At 58.8% G+C, this 24,184-nt stretch carries 27 protein-coding genes; 13 read left to right on the top strand and 14 right to left on the bottom strand.

Annotated elements, in window-relative coordinates; all coding sequences use genetic code 11:
* The first annotated feature begins 48 nt into the window (after positions 1 to 48).
* Entirely contained in the window at positions 49 to 1,335 is a 1,287-nt protein-coding gene (gene phaZ, locus RD1_RS08725) for a polyhydroxyalkanoate depolymerase (protein WP_011568115.1), read from the top strand.
* Positions 1,336 to 1,345: 10 nt separating this feature from the next.
* On the opposite strand, the gene RD1_RS08720 is transcribed toward phaZ, so the two are convergent.
* The 3 genes from RD1_RS08720 to RD1_RS08710 all read right to left on the bottom strand — a co-directional run bounded on the left by RD1_RS08720 (position 1,346) and on the right by RD1_RS08710 (position 3,467).
* Positions 1,346 to 2,059 carry an alpha/beta fold hydrolase gene (locus tag RD1_RS08720; protein ID WP_011568114.1) on the bottom strand — a complete coding sequence of 238 codons (714 nt, stop codon included), beginning with the start codon at positions 2,057 to 2,059 and terminating at the stop codon, positions 1,346 to 1,348.
* Between the two features lie 152 nt (positions 2,060 to 2,211).
* A complete protein-coding gene (locus RD1_RS08715; RefSeq protein WP_011568113.1) occupies positions 2,212 to 2,967 on the bottom strand; it encodes an alpha/beta fold hydrolase in 756 nt (251 codons plus the stop codon).
* Between the two features lie 254 nt (positions 2,968 to 3,221).
* On the bottom strand, positions 3,222 to 3,467 hold the full coding sequence (locus tag RD1_RS08710) for a hypothetical protein (protein ID WP_011568112.1): 246 nt from the start codon (positions 3,465 to 3,467) through the stop codon (positions 3,222 to 3,224).
* 198 nt (positions 3,468 to 3,665) lie between these two features.
* Between RD1_RS08710 and thrS the strand changes: the two genes are divergently transcribed.
* The 5 genes from thrS to RD1_RS08685 all read left to right on the top strand — a co-directional run bounded on the left by thrS (position 3,666) and on the right by RD1_RS08685 (position 8,360).
* A complete protein-coding gene (gene thrS / locus RD1_RS08705; protein WP_011568111.1) occupies positions 3,666 to 5,612 on the top strand; it encodes a threonine--tRNA ligase in 1,947 nt (648 codons plus the stop codon).
* A gap of 203 nt (positions 5,613 to 5,815) precedes the next feature.
* Positions 5,816 to 6,118 (top strand): BufA1 family periplasmic bufferin-type metallophore, encoded by a 303-nt coding sequence (locus RD1_RS08700; RefSeq protein WP_011568109.1) that lies wholly within the window; start codon positions 5,816 to 5,818, stop codon positions 6,116 to 6,118.
* Positions 6,119 to 6,199: 81 nt separating this feature from the next.
* Entirely contained in the window at positions 6,200 to 7,054 is an 855-nt protein-coding gene (locus tag RD1_RS08695) for an MNIO family bufferin maturase (protein WP_011568108.1), read from the top strand.
* Complete coding sequence (locus tag RD1_RS08690; protein WP_011568107.1) at positions 7,051 to 7,809, top strand: HvfC/BufC N-terminal domain-containing protein; 759 nt, start codon at positions 7,051 to 7,053, stop codon at positions 7,807 to 7,809. The genes RD1_RS08695 and RD1_RS08690 overlap by 4 nt, the downstream gene beginning before the upstream one ends.
* Positions 7,806 to 8,360 carry a DoxX family protein gene (locus RD1_RS08685; protein ID WP_011568106.1) on the top strand — a complete coding sequence of 185 codons (555 nt, stop codon included), beginning with the start codon at positions 7,806 to 7,808 and terminating at the stop codon, positions 8,358 to 8,360. The genes RD1_RS08690 and RD1_RS08685 overlap by 4 nt, the downstream gene beginning before the upstream one ends.
* A gap of 6 nt (positions 8,361 to 8,366) precedes the next feature.
* Here RD1_RS08685 and RD1_RS08680 read toward each other — a convergent pair whose 3' ends face one another.
* On the bottom strand, positions 8,367 to 8,684 hold the full coding sequence (locus RD1_RS08680; protein ID WP_011568105.1) for an ArsC/Spx/MgsR family protein: 318 nt from the start codon (positions 8,682 to 8,684) through the stop codon (positions 8,367 to 8,369).
* A gap of 193 nt (positions 8,685 to 8,877) precedes the next feature.
* Here RD1_RS08680 and RD1_RS08675 point away from each other — a divergent pair, with 193 nt between their 5' ends.
* Complete coding sequence (locus RD1_RS08675; RefSeq protein ID WP_011568104.1) at positions 8,878 to 9,084, top strand: cold-shock protein; 207 nt, start codon at positions 8,878 to 8,880, stop codon at positions 9,082 to 9,084.
* Between the two features lie 113 nt (positions 9,085 to 9,197).
* Here the strand turns inward: RD1_RS08675 and RD1_RS08670 are convergent, their stop codons facing one another.
* Complete coding sequence (locus RD1_RS08670; RefSeq protein WP_011568103.1) at positions 9,198 to 9,677, bottom strand: dihydrofolate reductase; 480 nt, start codon at positions 9,675 to 9,677, stop codon at positions 9,198 to 9,200.
* Positions 9,678 to 9,680: 3 nt separating this feature from the next.
* A complete protein-coding gene (locus RD1_RS08665; RefSeq protein ID WP_011568102.1) occupies positions 9,681 to 10,514 on the bottom strand; it encodes a thymidylate synthase in 834 nt (277 codons plus the stop codon).
* A 379-nt stretch (positions 10,515 to 10,893) separates the two neighbouring features.
* Between RD1_RS08665 and RD1_RS08660 the strand changes: the two genes are divergently transcribed.
* The 3 genes from RD1_RS08660 to RD1_RS08650 all read left to right on the top strand — a co-directional run bounded on the left by RD1_RS08660 (position 10,894) and on the right by RD1_RS08650 (position 12,748).
* On the top strand, positions 10,894 to 11,322 hold the full coding sequence (locus tag RD1_RS08660; RefSeq protein ID WP_011568100.1) for a VOC family protein: 429 nt from the start codon (positions 10,894 to 10,896) through the stop codon (positions 11,320 to 11,322).
* Entirely contained in the window at positions 11,289 to 12,029 is a 741-nt protein-coding gene (locus RD1_RS08655) for a DUF1194 domain-containing protein (protein WP_245897237.1), read from the top strand. The genes RD1_RS08660 and RD1_RS08655 overlap by 34 nt, the downstream gene beginning before the upstream one ends.
* Positions 12,030 to 12,127: 98 nt before the next feature.
* Entirely contained in the window at positions 12,128 to 12,748 is a 621-nt protein-coding gene (locus RD1_RS08650) for a DUF1194 domain-containing protein (RefSeq protein ID WP_342751905.1), read from the top strand.
* Between the two features lie 3 nt (positions 12,749 to 12,751).
* Here the strand turns inward: RD1_RS08650 and RD1_RS08645 are convergent, their stop codons facing one another.
* Both RD1_RS08645 and RD1_RS08640 read right to left on the bottom strand, forming a co-directional pair.
* Positions 12,752 to 13,264 carry a MarR family winged helix-turn-helix transcriptional regulator gene (locus tag RD1_RS08645; RefSeq protein ID WP_011568097.1) on the bottom strand — a complete coding sequence of 171 codons (513 nt, stop codon included), beginning with the start codon at positions 13,262 to 13,264 and terminating at the stop codon, positions 12,752 to 12,754.
* Between the two features lie 300 nt (positions 13,265 to 13,564).
* Positions 13,565 to 15,124, bottom strand: coding sequence for an AMP-binding protein (locus RD1_RS08640; RefSeq protein ID WP_011568096.1), 1,560 nt, complete (start codon positions 15,122 to 15,124; stop codon positions 13,565 to 13,567).
* A gap of 333 nt (positions 15,125 to 15,457) precedes the next feature.
* Here RD1_RS08640 and RD1_RS08635 point away from each other — a divergent pair, with 333 nt between their 5' ends.
* From RD1_RS08635 to RD1_RS08625, 3 genes are read left to right on the top strand one after another with little or no spacing between them, the layout of a single operon-like run.
* Positions 15,458 to 16,447: a tripartite tricarboxylate transporter substrate binding protein gene (locus RD1_RS08635; RefSeq protein WP_011568095.1), complete on the top strand. Its 990-nt coding sequence runs from the start codon at positions 15,458 to 15,460 to the stop codon at positions 16,445 to 16,447.
* 50 nt (positions 16,448 to 16,497) lie between these two features.
* Complete coding sequence (locus tag RD1_RS08630; RefSeq protein ID WP_011568094.1) at positions 16,498 to 16,974, top strand: tripartite tricarboxylate transporter TctB family protein; 477 nt, start codon at positions 16,498 to 16,500, stop codon at positions 16,972 to 16,974.
* Positions 16,971 to 18,476, top strand: coding sequence for a tripartite tricarboxylate transporter permease (locus RD1_RS08625; protein WP_011568093.1), 1,506 nt, complete (start codon positions 16,971 to 16,973; stop codon positions 18,474 to 18,476). Before RD1_RS08630 ends, RD1_RS08625 begins: the two co-directional genes overlap by 4 nt.
* Positions 18,477 to 18,632: 156 nt before the next feature.
* Here the strand turns inward: RD1_RS08625 and RD1_RS08620 are convergent, their stop codons facing one another.
* Genes RD1_RS08620 through RD1_RS08595 form a run of 6 tightly spaced genes read right to left on the bottom strand, consistent with a single transcriptional unit; the run spans position 18,633 to position 24,167 of the window.
* Positions 18,633 to 19,526 (bottom strand): DMT family transporter, encoded by an 894-nt coding sequence (locus RD1_RS08620; RefSeq protein WP_011568092.1) that lies wholly within the window; start codon positions 19,524 to 19,526, stop codon positions 18,633 to 18,635.
* A complete protein-coding gene (locus tag RD1_RS08615; RefSeq protein WP_011568091.1) occupies positions 19,523 to 20,317 on the bottom strand; it encodes an ABC transporter permease in 795 nt (264 codons plus the stop codon). Before RD1_RS08615 ends, RD1_RS08620 begins: the two co-directional genes overlap by 4 nt.
* Positions 20,310 to 21,248, bottom strand: coding sequence for an ABC transporter permease (locus tag RD1_RS08610; protein WP_011568090.1), 939 nt, complete (start codon positions 21,246 to 21,248; stop codon positions 20,310 to 20,312). Before RD1_RS08610 ends, RD1_RS08615 begins: the two co-directional genes overlap by 8 nt.
* Positions 21,245 to 21,970, bottom strand: coding sequence for an ABC transporter ATP-binding protein (locus RD1_RS08605; protein ID WP_011568089.1), 726 nt, complete (start codon positions 21,968 to 21,970; stop codon positions 21,245 to 21,247). The genes RD1_RS08610 and RD1_RS08605 overlap by 4 nt, the downstream gene beginning before the upstream one ends.
* A complete protein-coding gene (locus RD1_RS08600) occupies positions 21,964 to 22,647 on the bottom strand; it encodes an ATP-binding cassette domain-containing protein (protein ID WP_044033034.1) in 684 nt (227 codons plus the stop codon). Before RD1_RS08600 ends, RD1_RS08605 begins: the two co-directional genes overlap by 7 nt.
* Positions 22,644 to 24,167 (bottom strand): ABC transporter substrate-binding protein, encoded by a 1,524-nt coding sequence (locus RD1_RS08595; RefSeq protein WP_011568087.1) that lies wholly within the window; start codon positions 24,165 to 24,167, stop codon positions 22,644 to 22,646. Before RD1_RS08595 ends, RD1_RS08600 begins: the two co-directional genes overlap by 4 nt.
* Between the last annotated feature and the right edge of the window lie 17 nt (positions 24,168 to 24,184).

The following is a 24,184-nucleotide window of genomic DNA, read 5'->3' as shown; positions in this document are numbered from 1 at the left end:
TGCGACTGTCTGTCTCGGCAATCCGGGCAATGGTTAAGGAGACCCCTTATGCGATACATGGCGACATACGACCTCATGGAAACGATCCGTAACACGAACCAATGGCTTGGTGCTTCTGCATTGGCTATGGGATCATACCCTGCATTTGCACTGATACCCAACCCTGCATTTGCATGGATGACCGCATGGGGTGAAGTGACGGAGCGCACATTCCAGCGCATGATAGTAAAACCGGACTGGAATATTCCACCTGTCCCCTCGCTGGACGCGCAGGACCACCTTGTGTCGACCGAAGTGGTTGTGGAGAAGGATTTTGGCGATTTGCTGCATTTCGTTGTCGCCGACCGCCCCACGCCCAAGCGCAAGGTGCTGCTGGTCGCACCGATGTCCGGGCATTATGCAACACTGCTGCGCTCGACAGTCATCAGCCTGCTGCCGGATGCTGATCTCTACATCACGGACTGGCACAATGCGCGCGACATTCCTGTTAGCGCGGGCAAGTTCGACATCGAAGACTACACCCTGTACCTTGTGGATTTCCTGCGCGAGCTTGGGCCGGACACGCATGTGATTGCCGTCTGCCAGCCCGCCCCGCTGGCCTTGGCGGCGACGGCCTATCTGGCCGAAGAAGACCCCAAGGCGCAGCCGCGCAGCCTGACGCTGATCGGTGGCCCGGTCGATCCGGATGCAACGCCCACCGATGTGACCGATTTCGGTCGCCGTGTGACCATGGGCCAACTCGAAGAAATGATGATCCAGCGCGTTGGTTTCAAATACCCCGGCGTCGGGCGCATGGTCTATCCCGGCCTTTTGCAGCTCAGTTCCTTCATCTCGATGAATGGTGAAACGCATACCAAAGCCTTCGTGAACCAGATCACGCGCGTCGCGCAAGGAGACGCCGAAGAGCACGACAAGCACAACCGGTTTTACGATGAATATCTGGCTGTGATGGACATGACGGCCGAATTCTATCTCTCGACCGTAGAGCGAATTTTCAAGAACCTCGAAATTGCCAAGAACGAGTTCGTGGTTGCCGGGAAAAAGGTTGATCTGGGCAAGATCACAACCGTCGCGGTGAAAACCGTCGAAGGATCAAAGGATGATATTTCGGCGCCGGGGCAATGTGTGGCAGCACTGGATCTGTGCACGGGCCTTCCGGATGAGAAAAAGGCGAGCCATCTTGAGGAGGGTGCGGGCCACTACGGTATTTTTGCGGGCAAAAGCTGGCGGCGCAACATCCGCCCGTTGGTTCTGGACTTCATCGACGCCAACAGTGGCGACGACCAGCCGGAGCCGAAAACCAAAAAGGCTGCAAACAAGAACGCGGCGGCCTGACGGCCCCGTGTCAGGTCACGACGTAAGGCTGTGACATCCATTCCCTGAGCGCCTGCGTCGTTTGCGCGGGATGCTCGAGGGTAGGCAAATGACCAGCATTGTCCAACACACGCAACACGGCTGACGGGATCAGTTCCGCCATGAATTCATGTCGCTTCACCGGGCAAAGCGCGTCATGCGCCCCGCAAAGAACCAGTGCAGGCACTTTGCATTTGCGCAGCGTCGTCTGCTGGTCCGGGCGGCGCTGAAGGGCGCGCGACTGACGCACGAAAACTTCCGGCCCGGCGGCGGCGGCCATATCCATGACCAGATCCAGAACCTCGACCCGTGCCGGGCCGGGGGCAAGGTAATTGGGCTTCATTTCTTCGCGCATCACATCCAGCATTCGACCGGTGCGCGCCGCGACAATCTGCGGTTCCCGCCCGGCGGCCACCTGTGGCGTCTCTGCCAGCGGATTGGTGTCCATCAGCGCGATACGCGTCACCCGCTCCGGCGCGCGTCGCAGGAGTTCCATCGCGACGATGCCCCCCATGCTCAGCCCAGCAAGAGCAAAGCGTTGGGGCAATTCATCCAACAGACCCGATGCGATTTCCTCGACACGCTCGCCGCGTGTAATCGGCGCAACCATCACCGCCGTATCAATGGAAAGCTCGGCGATCTGGGGGCCGAACAGCCGCGCATCGCACATCATACCGGGCAACAGAACGAGCGGTTCAGCCACCATGCCGGCCCTGTATTTTGGAAGGGTGATGTGTGTTCATCACGGTGTTCGAACCTGGAAAGCAGTGTTTGCGCAGTTGTGACTCGCATGGGCCAAAATCACAAGTGCCACGCCCTGTCGCGGCGGGCTCCCTGCGCGAGACATCGCCCATGCGCTCATGACGCGGCGAGTGCGAGGATCTCTTCGACCGCCGCTTCAATCAGGCCAAGACAGGGCCCATCGGAGAATCGGTGATCCGCGTCTTTCACAAGCAGCAGGCGCATATCCGGGCTTTTGGCGTGCTCGAGCAACCGCACCGCGGTCTGTGTGCTCACAGCTGTATCGGCGGTGCCTTGCAGGCATCTGACCGGAAACTCCAGCGGCAGGGGCGTGCGCAGCACCAAGTGCTGCCTGCCATCTTCGATCATGCGGCGCGTGATGATGTAGGGTTCCATATAATCAGAAGGTATCTCGACCTGCCCCTCTGCTTCGATCTGCGCTTTTTGCGCATCGCTGAAAGAAGCCCAATACCCGTCTTCGGTAAAATCCGGGGCAGCCGCGATTGTCACCATCCCGATCATGCGATCCGACATCCGCCGGGACAACAGCAACGCCTGCCAGCCGCCCATGGACGAACCAACAGGCAGGATCGGCCCCGATATCAGCGTGTTCAGGATGTCGAATGTGTCGTCGGCCCAGTCGCCGATGCAGCCTTCCTCAAAAGTGCCGGAAGAGAGACCGTGGCCAGAGTAGTCAAACCTGAGGAATGCTTTGCCGTGTTGCTGTGCCCATGCCTCGAGATGGAGCGCCTTGGTGCCGTCCATATCGGACTTCAGCCCACCAAGAAAAACAATCGTGGGACCAGTGCCCGCGGTAAGATGGAACGCAAGCCTGCGTCCACGGTGGCTATCGAAGTATTTCAGTGCAGACATCACAACCTCTTTGGGTGCGATGATGCGCTGAACGTGGTGGGACGTACAATCCCTAAGTCACTCACAAATCCGACAAAAACCCGCTTGTCCAACTTCTCGAAAACCCACTCGCCACCCGGGTTTAATACGGTCGTACATAAGGTGTTGACGTGAAACATGCGCCGCGCACAAATCGAGTGCGTCACAAAAGTTATAGCGACCCGGTTCAGCCGCGTTTCGCCCGTTCGAACATACGTCAAACGGGCAATTGAGCCCTAGCCGCTGACGTAGGCCTGATTGCGGGGGCGATAGAACACTTTTTGATTGTGCAGCCGGCCCAGCAATTCCTCGTTTTCACGAAGGTCCGCCTCGATCACCCGGATCGATTCAAAATCTGCCGGATCCTGATCGGACAAGGCACGACGCATCTTGCACAACTCGCGAGAGCGGGCGCGCATCGCTTCTTCGATGATGTCCACGTCATGAATGCTAAGTTCGAAGTTTCTGTTAAACCGAGGCATCAGGCAATCTCCTACATTTGAGTGTTTCTTATTGGAAACTTGTGTCGGATTTAACACGTAACAGGTCGTAGTCAACGTATTCTTCGGTATACAGTTTCCGCCTCGCTTGACACGACCGGCTCAGAGGTTCATCAGCGCCACCAAACCAACCCGCAACCGGGCGTCTCGTAGGCGCCAAACTGACGAGGAGCGCCCAAGATGGCCCAAATCTCTCTCACCTTTCCTGATGGCAGCACACGCGAATTCGATGCAGGCGTGACCGCTGGCGATGTCGCAGCGAGCATTTCAACCTCCCTGCGCAAAAAGGCGATCAGCGCCACCGTCGGCGGTGCGCATTATGACCTTGCCTGGCCCATCCATGCGGATGCCACGATCGCGATCCACACGATGCAGGACGAAGAGCAGGCCAACGAATTGGTGCGCCACGACCTGGCGCATATCATGGCGCGCGCCGTGCAGGAAATCTGGCCCGAAACCAAGGTGACAATCGGTCCTGTGATCAAGGACGGCTGGTACTATGACTTTGACCGCGCCGAGGCGTTCTCTCCCGAAGATCTCGGTCTGATCGAGAAAAAGATGAAGGAGATCATCAACAAACGCGACCCTGTGCGCACGGAAGTATGGGATCGCGCGCGCGCCATCGCGCATTACGAGGCGAACGACGAACCATATAAGGTCGAATTGATCAACGCCATTCCCGGCGATGAACCCTTGCGGATGTATTGGCACGGGGATTGGCAGGACCTGTGCCGCGGCCCGCATCTGCAACATACCGGGCAGGTGCCCGGCGATGCGTTCAAACTCATGTCCATCGCGGGCGCGTATTGGCGCGGTGACAGTGACCGCGCGATGCTGCAGCGTATTTACGGCGTGGCCTTTACCGGCAAGGAAAAGCTCAAGGCGCATCTGACCATGCTGGAGGAAGCGGCCAAACGCGACCACCGCAAGCTGGGCCGCGAGATGGACCTGTTCCACATGCAGGAAGAAGCCCCGGGGCAGGTCTTCTGGCATCCAAATGGCTGGTCGATCTACACGACGCTGCAGGATTACATGCGCCGCAAGCAGCGCGCGGCAGGCTATCAGGAGGTCAACACCCCCCAGGTGGTTGATCGCAAACTGTGGGAAGCGTCCGGCCATTGGGACAAATATCAGGAACATATGTTCATCGTCGAAGTGGACGAGGATCACGCGCGCGAAAAAGCGGTCAATGCGCTCAAACCCATGAACTGCCCCTGCCACGTGCAGATCTTCAATCAGGGGCTCAAATCCTACCGCGACCTGCCCTTGCGCATGGCTGAATTCGGCTCATGCAACCGCTATGAGCCATCCGGAGCGTTGCATGGCATCATGCGGGTGCGCGGCTTTACGCAAGACGATGGCCACACCTTCTGCCGCGAGGACCAGATCGAGGCGGAATGCGCGGCCTTCATCACCTATCTGTCGTCCGTCTATCAGGATCTCGGATTCGAGAAATTCGAAATCATGTTTGCCACACGGCCCGAAAAGCGCGTGGGCTCAGAGGAAAGCTGGGACCACGTCGAGGCCGCACTGGAAAACGCGATCAAGGCAACCGGGCACCCCTATACGCTGGACGAAGGCGAAGGCGCATTTTACGGGCCCAAACTGGATTTCAAACTCACGGATGCGATTGGCCGCGAATGGCAATGCGGCACCTTTCAGGTTGATCCGAACCTGCCCGAGCGGCTGGATGCGACCTATATCGGTCAGGACGGCGCCAAGCATCGGCCTTACATGTTGCACCGGGCCTGCCTTGGGTCTTTTGAACGCTTCATCGGAATCCTGATCGAAAACTCTGCCGGAAAGTTGCCCTTCTGGCTGGCCCCGCGTCAGGTCGTTGTCGCTTCGATCATTTCGGATGCGGATGACTACGTTCTGGAGGTGGTTGAGAAACTGCAGGCGGCGGGCGTGCGCGCCGAAGCTGATGTGCGCAACGAGAAGATCAACTACAAAGTGCGCGAACACTCGGTTGGAAAGGTCCCGGTCATTCTGGCTGTGGGTGCCCGCGAGGTCGAAGAGAAAACAGTCACCCTGCGCCGGCTCGGAGAGAAAAAGACCAGCGTCGAGACACTGGACGCTGTAACACAAGCCTTGGGACGCGAGGCAACGCCACCCGACCTTTTGTAACAAAATACGCTGTTTTCAGCCCTGAACCGGAATACACCGCAGATATTGAAACAATTCTGCGGCGTTTTGCGTGTTTTCTCGCCCCTTGGTCACCATTTGCTGACGCATGTGTGACACACAGGCTCGTGAATGGTATGTTTTGCATGCTTTGATACAAATGAGGCACGGATGGCCAGCAGGTCAGTTTAAAAAGGGAAAATGATATGTCCAAAACGATGAAAACCGTCGCAATCGCAAGTGCAGTCGCTGCCGCCTTCGTCGCGCAGACAACCACCGTTCAGGCCGCCGCCAAGGAAAAATGCTATGGCATTTCGCTGGCAGGCGCGAATGACTGTGCTGCTGGTCCCGGCACAACATGCGCTGGTTCGTCCACCGTTGACTATCAGGGCAACGCATGGACGCTCGTTGACAAAGGCACATGCACGGAAATCGAGCTGCCCGCCATGGCGGATGGTACGCCACGCCAAGGGTCGCTTGAAGAGCTGGACCGCGACCGTCCTGCATAAAGAAAACACGTGCGCCCGGCATTTTCTGTGTCGGGTGCTTTTCAGATACCTCTCGGCTGACCGCAATTCTCGGAGAGCCCCATGCTAGACACGTCCCGACACGCGCCCCGCCTGCCCTATGGCCCGGGCGTCGGTTATAAACCACAACATTTCAGTGACCTCATGGAACGGCCGGGCTGCGTTGAATGGCTTGAAATCCATGCGGAAAACTACATGGGCGATGGCGGGCGCCCGCACGCTCAACTGCGCGCTCTACAGGAACGCTTTGCGCTGTCTGTTCACGGCGTCGGATTAAGCATCGGCGGCGCACCGCCCCTCGACAAGGCGCATCTGGCGCGCCTGAAAACCCTGTTGGGTCGCACAAATCCGGCCAGCTTTTCCGAACATCTGGCCTGGTCGACCCATGGTGCGGAATTTCTGAATGACCTGCTGCCCCTGCCCTATACGGACAAAACGCTGGCCGATGTCGCGGATCATATCGATGAGGTACAGGACACGATTGGCCGTCAAATGCTGCTTGAAAACCCGTCAAGCTATCTGGCCTTTGACGAAAGCACGTGGTCCGAAACCGATTTTCTGGCGGAATTGGTCAAACGCACCGGCTGCGGTCTGTTGCTGGATGTCAATAACGTCTTCATCTCCGCGACCAACCTCGGCTACACGCCGAAAGCATATATCGACGCCTACCCGCTTGCCGCAGTGGGCGAGATACATGTTGGCGGTCACGACGAAGATGCCGACGATCACGGCGCGCCGCTGTTGATCGACAGCCATAGCAAGCCGGTGGTGGACCCTGTCTGGGATTTGCTGACCTATACGATCTCGAAAACCGGACCGCGCCCCGTTTTGGTGGAATGGGACAATGACGTCCCCGATTGGCCAGCCCTGCGGGCAGAGGCCGAGCGTGCCGCACACGTCTTAGAACCAGTAAGATGACTGTTGAACAGACCCAGTTTCGCGCAGCCTTGCTCGACGCTCAGGCAGCGGTGCCGCCCGGATTGTCGGATGGCGCAGGGGCACCCGCCGGCAACCGGTTTTCCGTCTACCGCAACAATGTGATTGTCTCGCTGAGCGAAGCGCTGACGGTTGCTTTTCCGTTACTTGTCAAGCTGTTGGGCGCGCAGGGCTTTGGACAACTCGCTGGCATCTACGCGCGGCAAAACCCACCTCAGTCCCCTCTGATGATGCACTATGGCGCGACCTTGCCCGCGTTTCTGGAGGGCTTTGAACCCCTTGCCCACCTTGGATACCTCGCGGATTGCGCGCGGCTCGATATTGAAATGCGGAAATCCTACCACGCAGCGGAGGCCGCAAACCTGAACCCGGAGGTGTTCCAACGGGATGAAACGGCGCTGATGCAGGTACAGTTGCGGCTGAAACCCTCCAGTCGGGTGCTGCGGTCGCGCTGGCCGCTCTATGACATCTGGGCGTTCAATATGACCGAGGGCGCTGCCAAACCGCGCGCCATCGCGCAGGACGTGATCATAACACGCCCCGAATTTGATCCCACACCGCATCTGCTGGCACCCGGCAGCGCGGACTGGCTTGATGCGCTGCATGCGGGTGAGATATTTGTTGCGGCATGCGAGGCCGCCGCCAGCTCATTTCAGGATTTCGACCTTACGACCTCGCTGACGCAGGCGATCACCACGCAGGCCCTGACAGAATACACCACAAAGGAAACACCATGATCACCCTTTACACCGCCATTACCGACCGTCTGACGCGGGCGGAATGGTTCTTGCCGACACTTGCCCGTCTGGTTTTCGCAGGCACATTGCTGATGTATTTCTGGGTTTCCGGGCTTACCAAACTGGGCGACGGTTTCATGGGTCTGTTTCAACCGTCCGTCGGCGCTTATGCGCAGATTTTTCCAAGGATGATGGAAGCCGTGGTCTATGACACATCGCAGCTCTCCATTTGGCACTGGGCGGTGGTGGTCGCTGGCACTTGGGCAGAGTTCATTCTACCCGCCCTGATCGTGGTTGGGCTTTTCACAAGGTTGAGTGCCTTGGGCATGATCGGTTTCGTCGTCGTTCAATCACTGACGGATTTGATCGGTCATGGCGGTCTGGAACATGCCGAAACGTTCGGCGCATGGTTTGACCGGTTTCCTGACAGCATCATCATGGACCAGCGCGCGTTCTGGATATTCCTGTTGCTGGTGCTGGTGATCAAGGGTGCGGGACCACTATCGCTCGACAGGGCGATTTCCCGGCAGGTTCTGCCCCGAGACATATAAACCTTTTCAGACTGCGCCCAACGCAGCCTGCGTTTCCTTGCTCCACCCCAGATGCAAAACACTACCCTGTTGTATCAACGGCCTTTTCATGAGCGCGGGGTGTTCCTTGAGCAGCGCCAGGGCTGGTCTGGCGCGCGCCTCTTCGTCGAGGCCGCGCCACGTCGTTGAACGCGTATTCAACAGTTGGTCTCCGAATGCGTGATACGCCTGCTCAAGAACAGCATCGGGCACACCCTCGCTGCGCACATCGACCAGCGTCGCATCCGGCAAGGCTTTCAGCGCTTTTCGGCAGGTATCGCAATTCTTCAGACCATATAGATGCATAGTTTTTCCTCACTTTTAATCGTGGTTAACGCAGTTTTCATGAGTTTACATCTGATCCCGCTTGATTTTTTGCGGCAAAGCCCAATTTCTTAAAGTAAGGCCGGATTTGGGGTATTTCGCAAGGACAGCCGAAACTGGAAGTGCACACGCCCGTAAAACGGCTGTGTAAAGAGACAAAGGAGGCACGGAGAAGATGCCAACTGGCACCGTGAAATGGTTTAATACCACCAAGGGTTACGGGTTTATTGCCCCCGAGGGCGGCGGCTCGGATGTGTTCGTGCACATCTCTGCGGTGGAACGGTCAGGCCTGACGGGCCTGGCGGACGATCAGAAGGTCGACTTCGAATTGACGGAAGGGCGAGATGGTCGCCAGATGGCGAGCGATCTTAAACTGCTCTGATCCGCAACTCATAATACGAGGCTTGGGCCACGAAATCTGGCCCGAGCAGTGCGACGGCATATGTCGGCATCGTGCTTGTCAACCAGAGCAGATGACAACCATCCTGCACTGCGTCAGTCTCGTCTCAAATGTTCAACCACAAAACACGCAGGATCGCTCTCGCGCAGGGATCGCCTGTCGATCTGGTGCCATTCGGCCAAGTCGACGTGCGGGAAAAAAGTATCCGCGTCTGGCACCTGAAGCTGAACTTCCGAGATGAGGAGTCGATGGGCAAGCGGCAGCATTTCTGCGTAGATAGACGCGCCGCCGATACCATAGATGCGCTGGTGGTCTTGTGCTTTTGCAATCTCAATTGCCGTCTCGACACTTGGCGCGACCACTTCGGCGATATCCGAATTCGACGATACCACGATATTGAAACGTCGGGGCAAAGGTTTGACCGGCAGGCTCTCCCAGGTGTTGCGTCCCATGATCAACGCCCCCCCAAGGGTTTCGCGCTGAAAAAACTTGAGGTCCTCGGGAATGTCCCATGGAATTGTCCCGTCTCGACCGATCGCGCCGTTTTCAGCGCGTGCCACAATAAGCGTGATCATACCTCAGACCGCCACAGGTGCCCGTATAGCCGGGTCTGGATCATAGCCGATCACTTCAAAATCCTCATAGCGGAAGTCGAAAATGGAACTCACCTGCCTGTTTATTCGTAGTGTCGGCAGCGGTTTGGGTGTCCGCGTCAGTTGCAAATTCACCTGATCCATGTGGTTGCTGTAAATATGCGCATCCCCCAGCGTGTGCACGAAATCACCCGGTTCATAGCCCGTGACATGGGCCAGCATCACCAGCAGCAACGAATAGGACGCGATGTTGAACGGCACGCCAAGGAACATATCGGCGGAGCGTTGATAAAGCTGCAGGTGCATACGACCGTTCAGCACGCGCACCTGCCACAACGCGTGGCATGGCGGCAGCGCCATACGCGGCACATCCGCCGGGTTCCACGCGGACACGATCATACGACGGCTGTCGGGACTGGATTTGATCATGTCAATCAGGTTTGTGACCTGATCAACGCCGCGGCCTAGGTACAAGGGCTCGCCATCTTTGACCTCTTCCGTCGGCGAAAGCGCAGAAAACGCACGCCACTGGTGGCCATAGACCGGTCCGAGGTCGCCATTTTCATCGGCCCATTCATCCCAGATCGAGACTCCGTTGTCCTGCAGGTAGCGGATGTTCGTATCCCCTGAGAGAAACCAGAGCAACTCATGAAAGATCGAGCGCAGGTGCAGCTTTTTCGTCGTCACCAGCGGAAAACCGTCCGAGAGCGGGTAGCGCATTTGCATACCGAAGTAGGAGATCGTGCCGGTGCCCGTCCGGTCCGTTGACTCTTCTCCGCACTCCAGAATGGTGCGTAGTGCGTCGTGATACTGCTGCAATTCAATCCCCATCATTCGTTCAGGATGCACCGCGCCGGAAAGGCTGCGGCATGCTCGACCAGAGGCAGATCGCGCTCTGCCCAGACCTTTGATTTACGCGTTGCGCTTGCGAATGGAAATACCCTGTTGAGTTTACATGGATGATGGAGAGTTGAACGCAGGTGACGCCGCGCGTGATTGCACGCGGTAATGCGCGACAACGAGATACCATGGCGTTTCGCGGGCCGTCCTTGCATCCGCTTTTCGATGCAGCTTTTGTTGCCGCGTTCGCATTGATGGGCGGGTGACATGCCGGCGTGTTCACGTCTGCGGGATGATGCTGACGTCGCGGGCTGAGCATGTTAAGCTGCAATCGTAGTACACATAAACGGAATGCCAGATGACACTGAAATACCTGCACACGATGGTCCGCGTAAAGGACCTCGAAAAATCCATCGCTTTTTACGAACTGTTGGGCCTGAAGCAAACGCGGCGCATGGACAGCGAGAGCGGTCGCTTCAGTCTTGTGTTCATGGCACCACCCGGGCAAGAGGAATGCCCGGTGGAATTGACATACAACTGGGATGGTGACGAGGGTCTGCCCAGCGACAGCCGCCATTTCGGGCATCTCGCCTACCGGGTGGGCAACATCTATGAGGTGTGCCAGCATTTGATGGACAACGGCGTTACAATCAACCGCCCCCCGCGTGATGGTCACATGGCTTTTGTGCGCTCACCTGATAATGTTTCGATCGAGCTTTTGCAGGAAGGCGACCACCTTGCGCCGGCTGAGCCATGGGCAAGCATGGAAAATACGGGGCATTGGTAAGAGGAGCCACTCTTGCCGCGCTCATGCTGTTCTCTGCGCCAGCCGCTCTGGCGCAGAATTGTCGCTTGGCGTTGCTCCTTGCGATAGATGTGTCGAGCTCTGTTGATGCAGCCGAAGACAGGCTGCAACGCGGCGGCCTCGTTGCCGCGCTGACGGCACCCGAGGTCCAAGCCGCTTTTTTCGCGACGGATCAGTTTGTTGCGCTTGCCGCTTTTGAATGGTCGGGACGCTATAATCAGGAAATCCTGTTGGACTGGACGCTTATCGACAGTCAGATGACGCTGCTTGACGCGGCGGGCACGATCGCAAACAGCACGCGCAGTCACAATGATTTTCCCACCGCAATGGGGTATGCCTTGGGCTATGGTGCGGGTATGTTGGAGCGTGCCCCTGCCTGTTTGTACAAAACGCTGGACATGGCTGGCGATGGTCAGAACAACGAAGGGTTCAGCCCGGCGCAGGCCTATGCCGCGTTTCCCTTTGACGACGTCACCGTCAACGGGTTGGTTGTCAACGGCGCCGATTTTGAGGCGGAAACAGGTTTGATCGCTTTTTACAAAGGACAAGTCATGCGCGGCCCCGGCGCCTTCGTCGAGATTGCGCAGGGGTTTGAAGACTATGAACGCGCGATGCGCCGGAAGCTTGAGCGTGAATTGACACCTCCCGTTATCGGTTCAACATCATCTCCACATGCCCCTCGGGGTTAGCGATGCGGTGCGTTTTTCTTTGTATAACATGTGCGTGTCTTGCCTTGCCCTCGGGCGTCTTTGCGAATTGTCGTCAGGCACTTGCGATTGGCTTGGACGTGTCTGGATCGGTCGATCTTCGCGAGTATCGTTTGCAGATTGACGGCCTTGTGGAAGCCCTGAACCATCCGGAGGTCACACAGATTTTCCTCGCTGTGCCCTCTGCGCCGATTTCCCTTCTGGTATATGAGTGGAGCGGTCCGGACGATCAGGAATTACTGGTCGATTGGACACCCATTACCGGGATTGACGCGCTGCGCAGCGTCAGCAAAACCCTTGCACAGACGCAGCGACGGGAAGCAACCCCCGGCACAGCACTTGGCGTCGCGATGCAAACCGGTGCGGATTATCTGGACCAGATGGGCTCCTGCTGGAAACGCACGCTGGACTTGTCGGGAGACGGAAAATCCAACCTTGGCCCGCGTCCACGGCATGTCAAAGACTTCCTCAGGTCAAAGGACATCACAATCAACGCGCTTGTGATCGGGTCAGACGCGCCGGCATCCACAGACCGCAGATACGTTGAAATCAGCGAGTTATCCGCCTACTTCGCCGCCGAGGTCATTCTGGGAGCGGACGCTTTTGTGCAGACCGCAGTTGGGTTTGAGGATTATGCCCATGCGATGACACAAAAGCTGAAGCGCGAACTCGCGGGCATTGCCGTGAGTTCGCTGGAATAATGTTCAGTAGATGTAGCGGATCTGGTCCGTCCAATACCGCTCCATCCGCTTGAGCGACCGTGTGATATCGTCGATGCCTGCGGGACCCAATACGCCCTTTTGTTCCAGACCTTCCGCATGTCGTGAAAAGAGCAGCGTGACCACATCACGGATCTTGCGCCCCTTGTCGGTAAGCTTCACCCGAACTGAGCGGCGGTCGATTTCGCAACGCTGATGGTGCATATACCCCATTTCGACCAGCTTTTTCAGGTTGTAACTGACATTGCTGCCCTGGTAATAGCCGCGGCTTTTCAATTCGCCAGCGGTGACCTCATTCTCGCCAATATTGAACAGGAGCAGCGCTTGTACCGCGTTGATTTCCAGCACGCCGACGCGTTCAAATTCGTCCTTGATGACATCAAGCAGCAGCCGATGCAGCCGTTCGACCAATGACAACGCCTCCAGGTAGGCGATCATAAAGCCCTGGTTCTGACCGGGCTGATCTGCCTCGGACTTAATTGGATCAAGAATACTCATACACGCGCTCCGACATTGCTGATTTGTCCAGAAATTGCGCCGGAAAGCCCAATATTTCGTTAAAAATTAGTTTTGTGATCGTTAAAACTGTATAACATGTTGAAAAGTAATAATTCTGTTGGTTCTTTATTCCACAGGAACCGATTTTCAAACGGTGGGCAGATACCCTTCGAGTCGGGTTGTTTACCCCGCAATCTGTGGCCGGTGGCGGATGTCATGTTGGTGCGATGACGTGCGGTCCATTTAAAGGCGGGCAACGAAAACGGACCCCTCGTTGCGCCCCCGGCTGACGCATTTGGTTCAGGTCGTCGGCGGATCGCGCAAGACCCGCCTGAGTATCTTGCCGGATGCAGATTTCGGGATCGCCTCTACCACATTCAGCAAATGCACCTGTTTATAGGGGGCCAGACGTTGTGAAAGATAACTTTGGACGTCCTCCAGCGAGAGCGCTTCGCGGTGCTGGGCGATCACGATGAAGGCCGCCGGCACCTCGCCTGATTCGTCATCCGGCACCCCGATGACGGCGGCATCAAGAATATCCGGGTGCGAGACAAGTGCCGCTTCCAATTCAGCCGGTGCCACCTGAAACCCTTTGTATTTAATCAGTTCCTTGAGACGGTCCGTGATGTAGACAAAGGAATCACCGTCTATTCTGGCAATATCCCCGGTTCGCAGCCATCCGTTTTCGACAATGCTCTCCCGTGTGGCCTCGGGGTTGTTCAGATAGCCCGCCATGACCTGCGGCCCGCGCACCCAAAGCTCTCCTTCCTGCCCGGGCGCTGTGTCTTTGAGGGTTTGTGTATCGACAATCCTGCATTCGGTGTTGGGTAAGGCGGCCCCTGACGCGCCAAGCTTGCCTTTTCCAAAGGGCGATACATGGCTGGCGGGCGACAGTTCTGTCATACCATAGGCCTGCGTGGCATGCGTGCCCAGTCGCTGGCTGATGGCCTCGGCCACATCCGCCCCCAGAGGCGCCGCGGCAGAATTGACCTGCTCGAGACAGGAGAGGTCATATTTGTCGACCATGGGGTGTTTCGCCAGGGCCAATGCCACGGGTGGCACAATCCAGAGTTTCGGTGTTTTATGCGCTTCAATCAGACTGAGAAAAAGCTCAAGATCAAAGCGGGGCATGGTCACAAGACACCCACCCGCCGCCATATACACGTTCTGAAGAACCTGCAGGCCATAGATGTGAAAAAACGGCAAGAAAGCAACGGTCGTCTCGCGCGCGCCTGCCAGCCCAGTCACCGCCAAAATCTGATCCACATTCACAACGAGGTTCTGATGGGTGAGCATCACGCCCTTCGGAAGACCTGTTGTGCCTGACGAATAGGGCAAGACCACCACATGGCTCGCCACATCCACAGGGGTTTGCGCATCCATCGGCGGCCCCCTCAAATCATCAAGGGGGATCATACCCGCAGGGGCTTCATCAATGATGACGATGTCGTTGATGCGCGTACCTTTGATGGCCTCCTTGGCGATATCCGCAAACATCGCGATCGTGATCAGGACCTCCGCCCCGGCATCCTCAAGCTGATGATTGACCTCTGGGGCGGTATAGGTCGGATTGATTGTGGTAACGGTTCCCCCCGCCCAGGCGGACGCGTGAAAAAGGGCGCAGAATTCCGGGATATTTGGTGCCATCAATGCGATGGTTTTCCCGGCACCCCATCCGCGCGCCTCCAGCCCGCCTGCAAGGGATTTCACGTCCTGAATGAATTGAGCACCCGTGCATTTTCGCCCCGTCGGCCCGTCGATCAGGACCGTCATCTTTGGGTCGATGTTTTCAAAGACCCTCTGCGTAATGGTGGCTTCGCTCAGAGGCACATCCGGAAAAGTGCTCTTGTAAATCGTCATTCTCAATCCCCTGTCCACTGAGAGCCGTGCAATGGAAACACTTGCACAGGTCAACTCAGATGTCGTCTCCGGCTTTTTTCCGGTTTGATGATACGCCAAAGCATGCGTTGTTCGGGGAATATTTGTCGAGAGCCGTTTGAACCCGCGCGGTGTGGCCGCGGCAACGCCAGTCAGAAAGGCACTGCGTGAAAAAGGAAATCCCTCTGTGAGGTCTGACGATTTGCGCCCTGAAGTCTTTTGGCAGAATGACCCGATGCAGTTGACCAGACTTGTGCTTTCCACAAAGGTAGACCTGTACGAAAAGACAAAGGCCATCAGGTCCAGGGAGAGAAGATGAAGATTTTGAAGGTTGCCGCTGCGGCACTTGCCGTTTTTGCCAGTCCGGCACTCGCCGAATATCCGGAGCGCGAGGTTCTGGGCGTTGTGATGTGGGGTGCGGGAGGTGCCACAGACACTGTTGCGCGCGCCATCAATCCGGCAGCGGAGGAAGCGCTCGGAAAGCCCATTGTGGTATTGAACAAATCAGGCGGTGCAGGCGCAATTTCCACCGCTTTCGTAAACGCCGCACCGGCGGATGGCTACACGTTCCTCTACGGCGCTGAAAACCCGCAGCTTCATGGTGTGATGGGCGTTTCCGACATCGATTATGGTGACATGTACCCGATCAATATTCTGGGTCGCGGCGTCGCTGTGATCGTGGTTCCCGCCGCATCCAAATATCAAACGCTGGCTGAGCTTCTTGACGACATCGCCGCCAATCCCAATGCCATCAAGATGGGATCGACCGGGCCGGGCGGGTTGCCCTCGACGATTGGTGCGCTGATCTCCAACGCCACAGATTTTGATGTCACGGCAATTCCCTTTGATGGCGAAGGCCCCGGCCTGACCGCGATGCTCGGGGGTGAGGTTGACTTTATGCCAACGGGTATCTCGGCCGCAGCCGAACAGGTCAAAGCGGGCAACATGCGCGCCTTGGCCGTTGTGAACCCGGAGCCGGTGGATACGCTGCCCGATGTGCCCGCGATCACGGACACCATCCCCGAGATGGCGCGTTTCCTGCCCTGGGGCCCGTTTTATGGCGTGTTCGTGCGCAACGCAGTGCCGGATGACGTAAAAGCCACTTTGACCGAGGCGTTTTCCACTGCGGCCACGGATGCAACCTTCCTCGATCTCATGGCGAACCGCGGTAATGTGGTCATGAACATGAGCGGGCAGGAAGCCGTCGACTTCCTTGCAAAGTGGCAGCAGGTCACCGTCTGGGCGCTACAGGATACCGGGGCCGCCAAGGTCAGCCCGGAAGACCTGGGCATCGCGCGCCCCTGATCCAACCGGTCGACCCGCCTGGGAACGGCGGGTCGACCAGCGGAAAACACATGAAAACACCTGACACCCTCAGACCCGGCGAACGGCTTTTTGCGCTGCTTCTGGTGCTCTTTGCCGGTTACGCCTTTTGGGAATCCTATGAAATATCGGGATTTGCCGGGCTAACAACCGGCGGCGTCATGCCCATGCTCGCCTCTGGCGTGATGGGCGTGACGGCGTTGTTCATTCTAAAGGACGCACTGCGCAGCCCGCGCGCACCTGACGCCAGCCCCGCCGGGGTGATCGCCTACCTCTTTCCGTTGCGTGTGGTGCTGTTCACGCTCCTGGTGGGCCTGTTCGTGGCCGTGATCCCCAGCCTTGGCTTTCTGCCTGCTTCGGGCGGGCTGCTGTTTGTCTCGATTTGGGCCCTTTGGCGCAAGGGCCCGGTCTGGGCGCTGGTGCTTTCACTGCTTTCGGTCGGGGCCATCTACGTTCTGTTTCGCGTTGTCTTTCAGGTCGTTCTGCCCCTTGGGAGCCTGTGGCGATGATGGAAACACTGGGCTATTTCGCGACCTCGTGGACAGATCCCTATCTGCTGCTGATCACCGCACTTGGCACATTTGCCGGCATCTATATCGGTGCCATTCCGGGGTTGTCGGTCACGATGGCCGCGTCGATCCTGATTTCCTTCACTTTCAAATGGGACGTCAACGAGGCCCTTGCCCTGATCGTGGGCGTCTATGTGGGCGGTGTCTATGGCGGGGCGCGCACCGCCATCCTGCTCAATATTCCCGGCGCACCCAGTGCAATCGCCACGGCACTCGATGGCTATCCGCTGGCCAAGAAAGGGCTGGCCGGGGAGGCGATCGGTCTTTCGACGGTCATGTCGGTCATGGGCGGCCTTGTCGGTGTTCTTGCACTGGCCCTTGCGGCGCCTTTGATCGCTGATTTCGCCATCAAATTCACCTCGCGCGATTACATGCTTCTGGGCATCATCGGCATTCTGCTCGTCGGGACGCTGTCCGGCGAGAGCTTTGCCAAGGGGGCCTTTGCCGGGGCACTTGGCGTGATGATCGGCATGATCGGTCTTGATCCGATGACGGCCGAGACGCGCTTTACTTATGGCTCGATCAATCTGATGGGGGGTGTTCCCTTCGTTGTGGCGATGATCGGGTTCTTCGGCGTGGCCCAGGCGCTGGTGCAGCTGGAACACATCGACACAGCACCAATCAAGCAAAAGGTATCACGGATCATTCCGGCCTGGTCGGATGTCCGCCGTTATCTGGGCCTAGGCCTCAAATCCTCTGGTCTTGGCACAATGATCGGCGCGTTGCCCGGCACGGGCGGTGATATCGCCGCACTGCTGGCCTACGATCAGGCCAAACGCAGCACGAAAAACCCCGATGTGCCCTTTGGCGAGGGGGCCAAGGAGGGGCTGATCGCGCCTGAAACGGCCAATAACGCCGCCGTGGGCGGGGCCTTTGTGCCGATGCTGACACTGGGCATTCCCGGCGATGCAGTGACCGCCATCATCATCGGCGCGTTATATATTCATGGGCTAAAGCCCGGCCCGCTGCTGCTGAGCGATACGCCGCATTTGTTCTGGTTCATCGTCGGCAACCTGACGCTGGCCAACCTGTTCCTGCTGGTTTTCGGGCTGACCGGCATCCGAATCTTCACAAAGGTCGTCGAATGCCCGCGCGCGATCCTGATACCGCTGATCATCATATTGTCTGCGGTCGGTGCCTATGCGATCCAGAACAACCCGGTACATATCACATGGGCGCTGGCCTTTGGTGTCATCGGCTATTTTCTGATCCGCTACGGATTTCAGGTCGGGCCCATCATCCTAGGGGTCATTCTGGGACCGATGATCGACGCCAATTACCGCCGCGCGATGATTGGCGCGCAGGAAGATATCGGGACGTTCCTTTACGACCTGCTGAGCAATCCCATCTCTCTCGTGTTGACCTGCGCGCTGGTCTTGATGTTCCTCAACCAGCTGCCGTTTGTGAAAAACAGAAAGCGCCGCGCAGACCAGCGGGTCTGATGAAGCACCTGAAACGTCAAGTATCGCGTAGCGTGTTGAAATGCTTGAATTCAGGCAGCATTGCGTGATTGAGGTTTTTCGCATGACGCTACAGCTTTGTACCGGACCACGCTATCCCTTCTGAGAGGCTGGAGCAGGACCAATCTGGTCCAATTCTCATGCCTTTCGGGTTCGCGGCCCCTTTTCGGCGGCTGCAAGCGCTGCACCGCCCAGAACAAGCGGCAGTGCAAACAGAAAACTGGTGGAAAGCGCAACATTGAAGATCAGCAGATCCGCGAGCACAGGCCACAGAAGCGCCACATATTCAAACGGCGCGATCCGGCTGGCTTCGGCGTAGCGGAACGCAAGCGTCATGGCGATATGGGCAAAACCACCGAATAGGCCAGCGCCGATCAACAGCGTCAGCGTCCAGATGTCGGGCGTGATCCAACCCCAGGGCAGCGTCAACAGCCCCCCTATCATGGACGCCAGCGCAAAATAGAACGCGATGGCACCGGGGCTTTCGGTGCGGTTCAGGCTGCGCACCATGATGAGCGCAAATGCCGTAAGCGCCGCCCCCAGCAAGCCGATTGCAAAACCAGCAAGACGGGCCGCGTCCGGTGCGCGCCCGCCAAGCTCCGGCCAGACCAGAATGACGACCCCGGCAAACCCGAGCGCAAGGCCTCCAACCCGCCAGCGCGTCAGCCGTTCCGACAGGAAAACAACCGCCGCAAGCGCCATCAGGATCGGCGAAAGCTGCGCAATCAGGGTTGCCTCAGCCACATTCAGCCGCGCAATCGCCGCAAAGGAAGCAAACATCGCCAAAGCCCCGAAACTCGCCCGTAACAGATGGGCGACGGGGCGTTTGGTTGCCAGACCGCCCGGAAATTCCCGCCTGATCCAGAGGAAAACCACCAGCGGGATCAGCGCAAAGGCGGAGCGGTAAAAGACGATTTCGCCCAATGGCACATCCGCGCTCACAGCTTTGACGCAGACCAGCATGCCGGCAAAGAGAACACCCGACAGGATGCGCAAGCCGATGGCGAGACCGGGTTTATCCGTGCCTGTCATTTCCTGTGATCCCCTTCGGTCAAGGCGTCGCGCAACACGTCCCCGGCAAGGTTGATCGCAAGGACGCAGAAAACGACCGCAAGCCCCGGCCAGATCATCTGCAGTGGGGTCGAGCGCATGTGGATACGCGCATCCAGCAACATCGTACCCCACTCCGGCGTAGGTGGCTGTACACCAAAGCCCAGAAAGCCAAGAGCCGATATGCCCAGGATCGCACGAGCGAACATGCCGGTCCAGACCACCGTAAGCGATGGTAACAGCGATGGCAGGTAGTGCCACCGGGCGATATAGACCGGCGATACCCGGGCGAGCCGCGCCTGAACCACATAGCCGCGCGTTTGCAGGGACAGACCAATGCCACGCGCAACCCGTGCATAGCGAATCCACCCCGTCACGGTCAGGGCAAAGATCAGACTGCCAGTCCCGGCGCCAAGCACGCCTGCAATGACAACCGCAGCGATCAATTCGGGAAAGGCGAGGAATGAATCCGTGGTGCGCATCACCACCCAATCGACGATCCTGCCGCCCTGCGCGGCAAGCAGACCTACCAGCGTGCCGATGCACAGGCCCATGACGGATATCAGAAAGGCCAGACCGAGCGACCAGCGTGCCCCGTGCAAGAGCCTCGACAGGATGTCGCGCCCCATTGCATCAGTCCCGAGCAGCCAGTCAGCGCTTGGCGGGCTGAGGCGGTTGGGGATATTGATCGCAGCGGGATCGTGCGGCGCGAGCACCGGGCCAAACAACGCAAGGCTCACCAGAAGAGCGACAAGCACGAACACACTACGCATTGCGCTCTCCGATCCGGGGGTCGAGGGCACGATATAGCAGATCAATCACGAGGTTGATGATCACAAAGATCACCGCCGTGACGATCACCACGGCCTGCACCTTGGGAAAATCCCGCGCAAAGATCGCGTTGACCAGAAAACTGCCAAGACCAGGGCGCGCAAAGATCACTTCGATCACCACGATACCCTCCAGCAGGAAGGCGAGTTCGAGGCCAAAGACGGTAATGACGGGAACAGCGGCATGGGGGGCGACATGATCACGCTCGACACGGCGCGCAGCGACGCCGCGCCGCCGGATCGCGGGCAGAAAGGGCTGGCTGCGCGCCTCAAGGATCCCTGACCTGAGGATACGTGTGAAAGACGCGGCCACGCCAAGCCCCAAGGCCAGCGCCGGCAGAATGGCGTGTGTGGGCGTGCGTGCGCCCATGGCGGGCAACCAGCCGAGGTGCACCGCGAAGAGCAGGATCAGCAACAGCGCCAGCCAGAACTGCGGAATCGCCGTGCCCATAGAGGCAAGCGCAACGGCCAGGCGGTCCAGCAAGCCGCCGGGCCGCCGGGTGGCAATCACCGCAAGCGGAACAGATATCACCAGACCGACGAGCAGGCCGAGGATCGCCAGCGGAAAGGAATAGGACATGGCCGTGACAAGATCCGGCCAGACATCGCGGCCCGTGACGGACGATTGCCCGAAATCCCCCCTCAGGAGCGGGCTGATCCAAGCTTGGAACGCGGGCCAGAACCCGGTCTCCAATCCGGCCTCACGGCGGATCTCATCGACCACCTCTGCCGGCACCTGTGATCCAAAGCGCGCCAGCGCAATGGCAAGTGCGGGATCGCCCGGCGCGTGCCACAGCAGCGCGAATGTCGCCACTGCGGTGCCCGTCAGAACGACCACCGCCCGCAGGATCAGACCGGACAGCACTGCGATCATGCGACGTGCTCCAAGGCGCCAAGCGCAAAGGCGGCATCGCGCAAGGTGCGGCCATACCCGGACTGCGGCGCATGCACAAATTCTGCCGCAGTTGATTGCTCCTCGATTTGCCCCGCACGCAGCACCGCGACGTCATCAGCGTAGGCAGCAGCATAGCCGAGATCATGGGTCACGATCAGCGCGGCAAAGCCAATCTGTCCCTGAAGATCGGCGATCAGACGCGCGGTGTGTTTTTGCGTAACAGCGTCAAGGGCCGAAAGGGGTTCGTCGAACAAGACCAGCGGTGGTGTGGCGATCAGGGCGCGCAGGATACCGACCCGTTGCGCCTGCCCGATTGAGACCTCTGTGGGCAGGCGATCCAGAAGATCGGGCACAATCTCCAACCCACGGCACAGTCTTTCCAGATGCGTCTCATCAACAGCCCGCCGTTGGGCCACGAGCGGCTCCATCACCGAGCGGCGCAGGGAGAGCCGCGGGTTGAATGCGCTGCGCGGTTCCTGCATGACCAAGGCAGGGCGACAGGATTTGACGGCCCCACCCGTCCACGTGATATGCCCCGATGCGCAGCGGATCAGCCCGAGGATCGCGCCGATCAGCGTCGATTTTCCCGCCCCGCTTTCGCCAACCACCGCCAATGTGCGCCCCGGTGCCAGCGACAGAGAAATGTCTTTCAGCGCAACTGCCCGTCCGCGCCGCACGGTAACATTGCGCACCTCTAGCATGGCAGTTCGAGCCAACTGCGATGCGCGCATAGCGCCCTGGCCGCCGCGGTTGCAGGTGCCGCCAGCAACTGCGCGGTCGGTGCATCCTCGACAATGCGCCCCTCGGCCATGACCATCAACCGCGTCACACGCCTTGCGGCAAGTCCGAGGTCATGGGTGATCAGCAGCAAGGCCGTTGTCCGATCCGACAGGTAGCGATCCAGGAGGTCCATCGTGCCCGCAGCCACAACCGGGTCGAGCGCGGATGTGGGTTCATCCATGACAAGCAGGTCAGGCGTGCCGATCAGGGCCATGGCGATGACGAAACGCTGCTGCATCCCCCGGCTCCATCCCCAGGGGCGTTTGCGCAGATCACCGCCTTCTATGCGCAGGGCTTCAAACAGCATGGACCGGCGGACAGGATCAGGCGGCAGGCCCAATGCCTGTTCCGCTTCACGCCAGTGAAACGCCATACTGCGCAGCGGGTCGAGCGCTTCCTCCGGGCTTTGTGGGACATGTGTCACGCTTTGACCGCCTGCGCGCAGGGCATCAATCAGCACGTGGCCAAGGGTCGATTTACCCGACCCCGACGCGCCAACAAGCCCGACGCGGTCGCCGGGCGCCATCCGCAGATGCGTCGGATGCAGGATCGTGCGGCCCGAGCGCTCAGCGCTCAGGCCCGTTGCATTAATCGTCATTCGCTCAAAGCGGTCTCATGTGTAAGCCAGTAAGTCTCTGTCGGATGAACGGCATAGCCCGTCAAGCCCGCGCGCGCCACATTGGCCTGACTGACGTGAAAGACGGGGATCAGCGGCACATCTGTCGCGATGATCTGCTGAACCTCATCATAAATCCGCTCACGCTCGGACTGCTCAAAGGTGGTTTGCCCCTTTATCAATAGTTCGTCCAAGGCGGGATTCGCATAGCGCCCCGAATTCGCCCCCCCATCGCTGGCCAGCAAAAAGCCGAGAACCGAACCGGGATCACCCTGCGGCAGCATCACCCAAGCCTGCAGAAACATATCCCCCTCCCCGGCCAGCATCGCATCATTGCTGGCGCCATATTCGCCAACCCGGACGCGCGCCGTAATGCCGATCTGCTGCAGGAACGCCTGCGTGATTTCGGCTGTCGGGGGAAGCGCGGCACGCGAGGAATAGGTCAGGATGTCGATCTCAATCGGTTCACCGTCCAGCATCCAGCGCCCGCCCCGTTTGACGGCACCGGCCTCGCTCAACAAGGCCTCTGCGCGCGCGGGGTCATAGGTGGGGGCGATGTCAGCCGCCCAGCTTTTGCCCGCCGGGTAGATGGTGCCCGCAGGCACGCCGCCCACGCCCGACAACACCGCCTCGACGATGCCATCACGATCAATCGCCAGTGAAACGGCGCGGCGGATCAAAGGGTTGGCCAGCGGACCGGATGCCGTGTTCATCGAATAGAAGTAAAGCCGTGCCGTGGGGGCCGTGAAGCCAAGCGCACCCGTCTCCTGTATCCGTTCAAAATCGGTTTCCGGATAGTTGATGACCAGATCAACCTCCCCCGCTTCAAACGCGAGGGCTGCGGCTGCCGGGTCCGGTGAGGCAGCAACGCGCACTTCCTCAAAACCCGGCGCGCCAAGGCGGTAGTCGGGATTGGCCTCAACGCGGTAGAGCTGATCCACAATGGCCTCACGGAACACATAAGGCCCGGTCGCATTGATCGGAAACGCCTCGGAGGCTGCGCCGAGTATGGCCACACCGGGGTCCGACAGGCTCCACTGGAAGGCGGCATTCGGGCTGTTTGTTTCAAACACCACAGTCCTGTCATCCTGCGCCGACATTCCCGCCAGATCCAGCACGCGGGCAATGCGGGCGTTGTAACCTGGATGATCCGCCTGAGAAATCGGAGCAATCGCGTCAATGACGGCCTGCGCCGTCACCGGCGATCCGTCATGGAATTGAAGACCCTCGCGCAGGGTGACACGCCACTGCGTGGGCGCGATCTGCGCGATGTTTTCGGCAAGGCGCGGGTAGAGGTTCAAATCATAATCAATGCCCATCAGGGTTTCAGTCACACCGGTCTGATTTGACATCCACCCGTTGTAGCCTGCCCGCGGGTCGGGCACCTCGGCCGTTGGCCCAAAGGTGACGGAGATGGTAAAACTGCCCTCCTGCGCAAGCGTGGGACCGGCCAGCCCCAGCGCAAATACCGCAGCAGCGGCCATGCGTTTGATAAGTAACATATGTGGTTTCCCTGATA

Origin of the sequence: Roseobacter denitrificans OCh 114, assembly GCF_000014045.1 — a bacterium.
GTDB classification, from domain to species: Bacteria; Pseudomonadota; Alphaproteobacteria; order Rhodobacterales; family Rhodobacteraceae; genus Roseobacter; species Roseobacter denitrificans.
This window is presented reverse-complemented; position numbering and strand designations above follow the sequence as displayed.

Coding starts and splice junctions, on each gene's coding strand:
- phaZ (WP_011568115.1), top strand. CDS start 49: ATGCGATACATGGCGACATACGACCTCATGGAAACGATCCGTAACACG.
- RD1_RS08720 (WP_011568114.1), bottom strand. CDS start 2,059: ATGGTGGCTGAACCGCTCGTTCTGTTGCCCGGTATGATGTGCGATGCG.
- RD1_RS08715 (WP_011568113.1), bottom strand. CDS start 2,967: ATGTCTGCACTGAAATACTTCGATAGCCACCGTGGACGCAGGCTTGCG.
- RD1_RS08710 (WP_011568112.1), bottom strand. CDS start 3,467: ATGCCTCGGTTTAACAGAAACTTCGAACTTAGCATTCATGACGTGGAC.
- thrS (WP_011568111.1), top strand. CDS start 3,666: ATGGCCCAAATCTCTCTCACCTTTCCTGATGGCAGCACACGCGAATTC.
- RD1_RS08700 (WP_011568109.1), top strand. CDS start 5,816: ATGTCCAAAACGATGAAAACCGTCGCAATCGCAAGTGCAGTCGCTGCC.
- RD1_RS08695 (WP_011568108.1), top strand. CDS start 6,200: ATGCTAGACACGTCCCGACACGCGCCCCGCCTGCCCTATGGCCCGGGC.
- RD1_RS08690 (WP_011568107.1), top strand. CDS start 7,051: ATGACTGTTGAACAGACCCAGTTTCGCGCAGCCTTGCTCGACGCTCAG.
- RD1_RS08685 (WP_011568106.1), top strand. CDS start 7,806: ATGATCACCCTTTACACCGCCATTACCGACCGTCTGACGCGGGCGGAA.
- RD1_RS08680 (WP_011568105.1), bottom strand. CDS start 8,684: ATGCATCTATATGGTCTGAAGAATTGCGATACCTGCCGAAAAGCGCTG.
- RD1_RS08675 (WP_011568104.1), top strand. CDS start 8,878: ATGCCAACTGGCACCGTGAAATGGTTTAATACCACCAAGGGTTACGGG.
- RD1_RS08670 (WP_011568103.1), bottom strand. CDS start 9,677: ATGATCACGCTTATTGTGGCACGCGCTGAAAACGGCGCGATCGGTCGA.
- RD1_RS08660 (WP_011568100.1), top strand. CDS start 10,894: ATGACACTGAAATACCTGCACACGATGGTCCGCGTAAAGGACCTCGAA.
- RD1_RS08655 (WP_245897237.1), top strand. CDS start 11,289: ATGGGCAAGCATGGAAAATACGGGGCATTGGTAAGAGGAGCCACTCTT.
- RD1_RS08645 (WP_011568097.1), bottom strand. CDS start 13,264: ATGAGTATTCTTGATCCAATTAAGTCCGAGGCAGATCAGCCCGGTCAG.
- RD1_RS08640 (WP_011568096.1), bottom strand. CDS start 15,124: ATGACGATTTACAAGAGCACTTTTCCGGATGTGCCTCTGAGCGAAGCC.
- RD1_RS08635 (WP_011568095.1), top strand. CDS start 15,458: ATGAAGATTTTGAAGGTTGCCGCTGCGGCACTTGCCGTTTTTGCCAGT.
- RD1_RS08630 (WP_011568094.1), top strand. CDS start 16,498: ATGAAAACACCTGACACCCTCAGACCCGGCGAACGGCTTTTTGCGCTG.
- RD1_RS08625 (WP_011568093.1), top strand. CDS start 16,971: ATGATGGAAACACTGGGCTATTTCGCGACCTCGTGGACAGATCCCTAT.
- RD1_RS08620 (WP_011568092.1), bottom strand. CDS start 19,526: ATGACAGGCACGGATAAACCCGGTCTCGCCATCGGCTTGCGCATCCTG.
- RD1_RS08615 (WP_011568091.1), bottom strand. CDS start 20,317: ATGCGTAGTGTGTTCGTGCTTGTCGCTCTTCTGGTGAGCCTTGCGTTG.
- RD1_RS08610 (WP_011568090.1), bottom strand. CDS start 21,248: ATGATCGCAGTGCTGTCCGGTCTGATCCTGCGGGCGGTGGTCGTTCTG.
- RD1_RS08605 (WP_011568089.1), bottom strand. CDS start 21,970: ATGCTAGAGGTGCGCAATGTTACCGTGCGGCGCGGACGGGCAGTTGCG.
- RD1_RS08600 (WP_044033034.1), bottom strand. CDS start 22,647: ATGACGATTAATGCAACGGGCCTGAGCGCTGAGCGCTCGGGCCGCACG.
- RD1_RS08595 (WP_011568087.1), bottom strand. CDS start 24,167: ATGTTACTTATCAAACGCATGGCCGCTGCTGCGGTATTTGCGCTGGGG.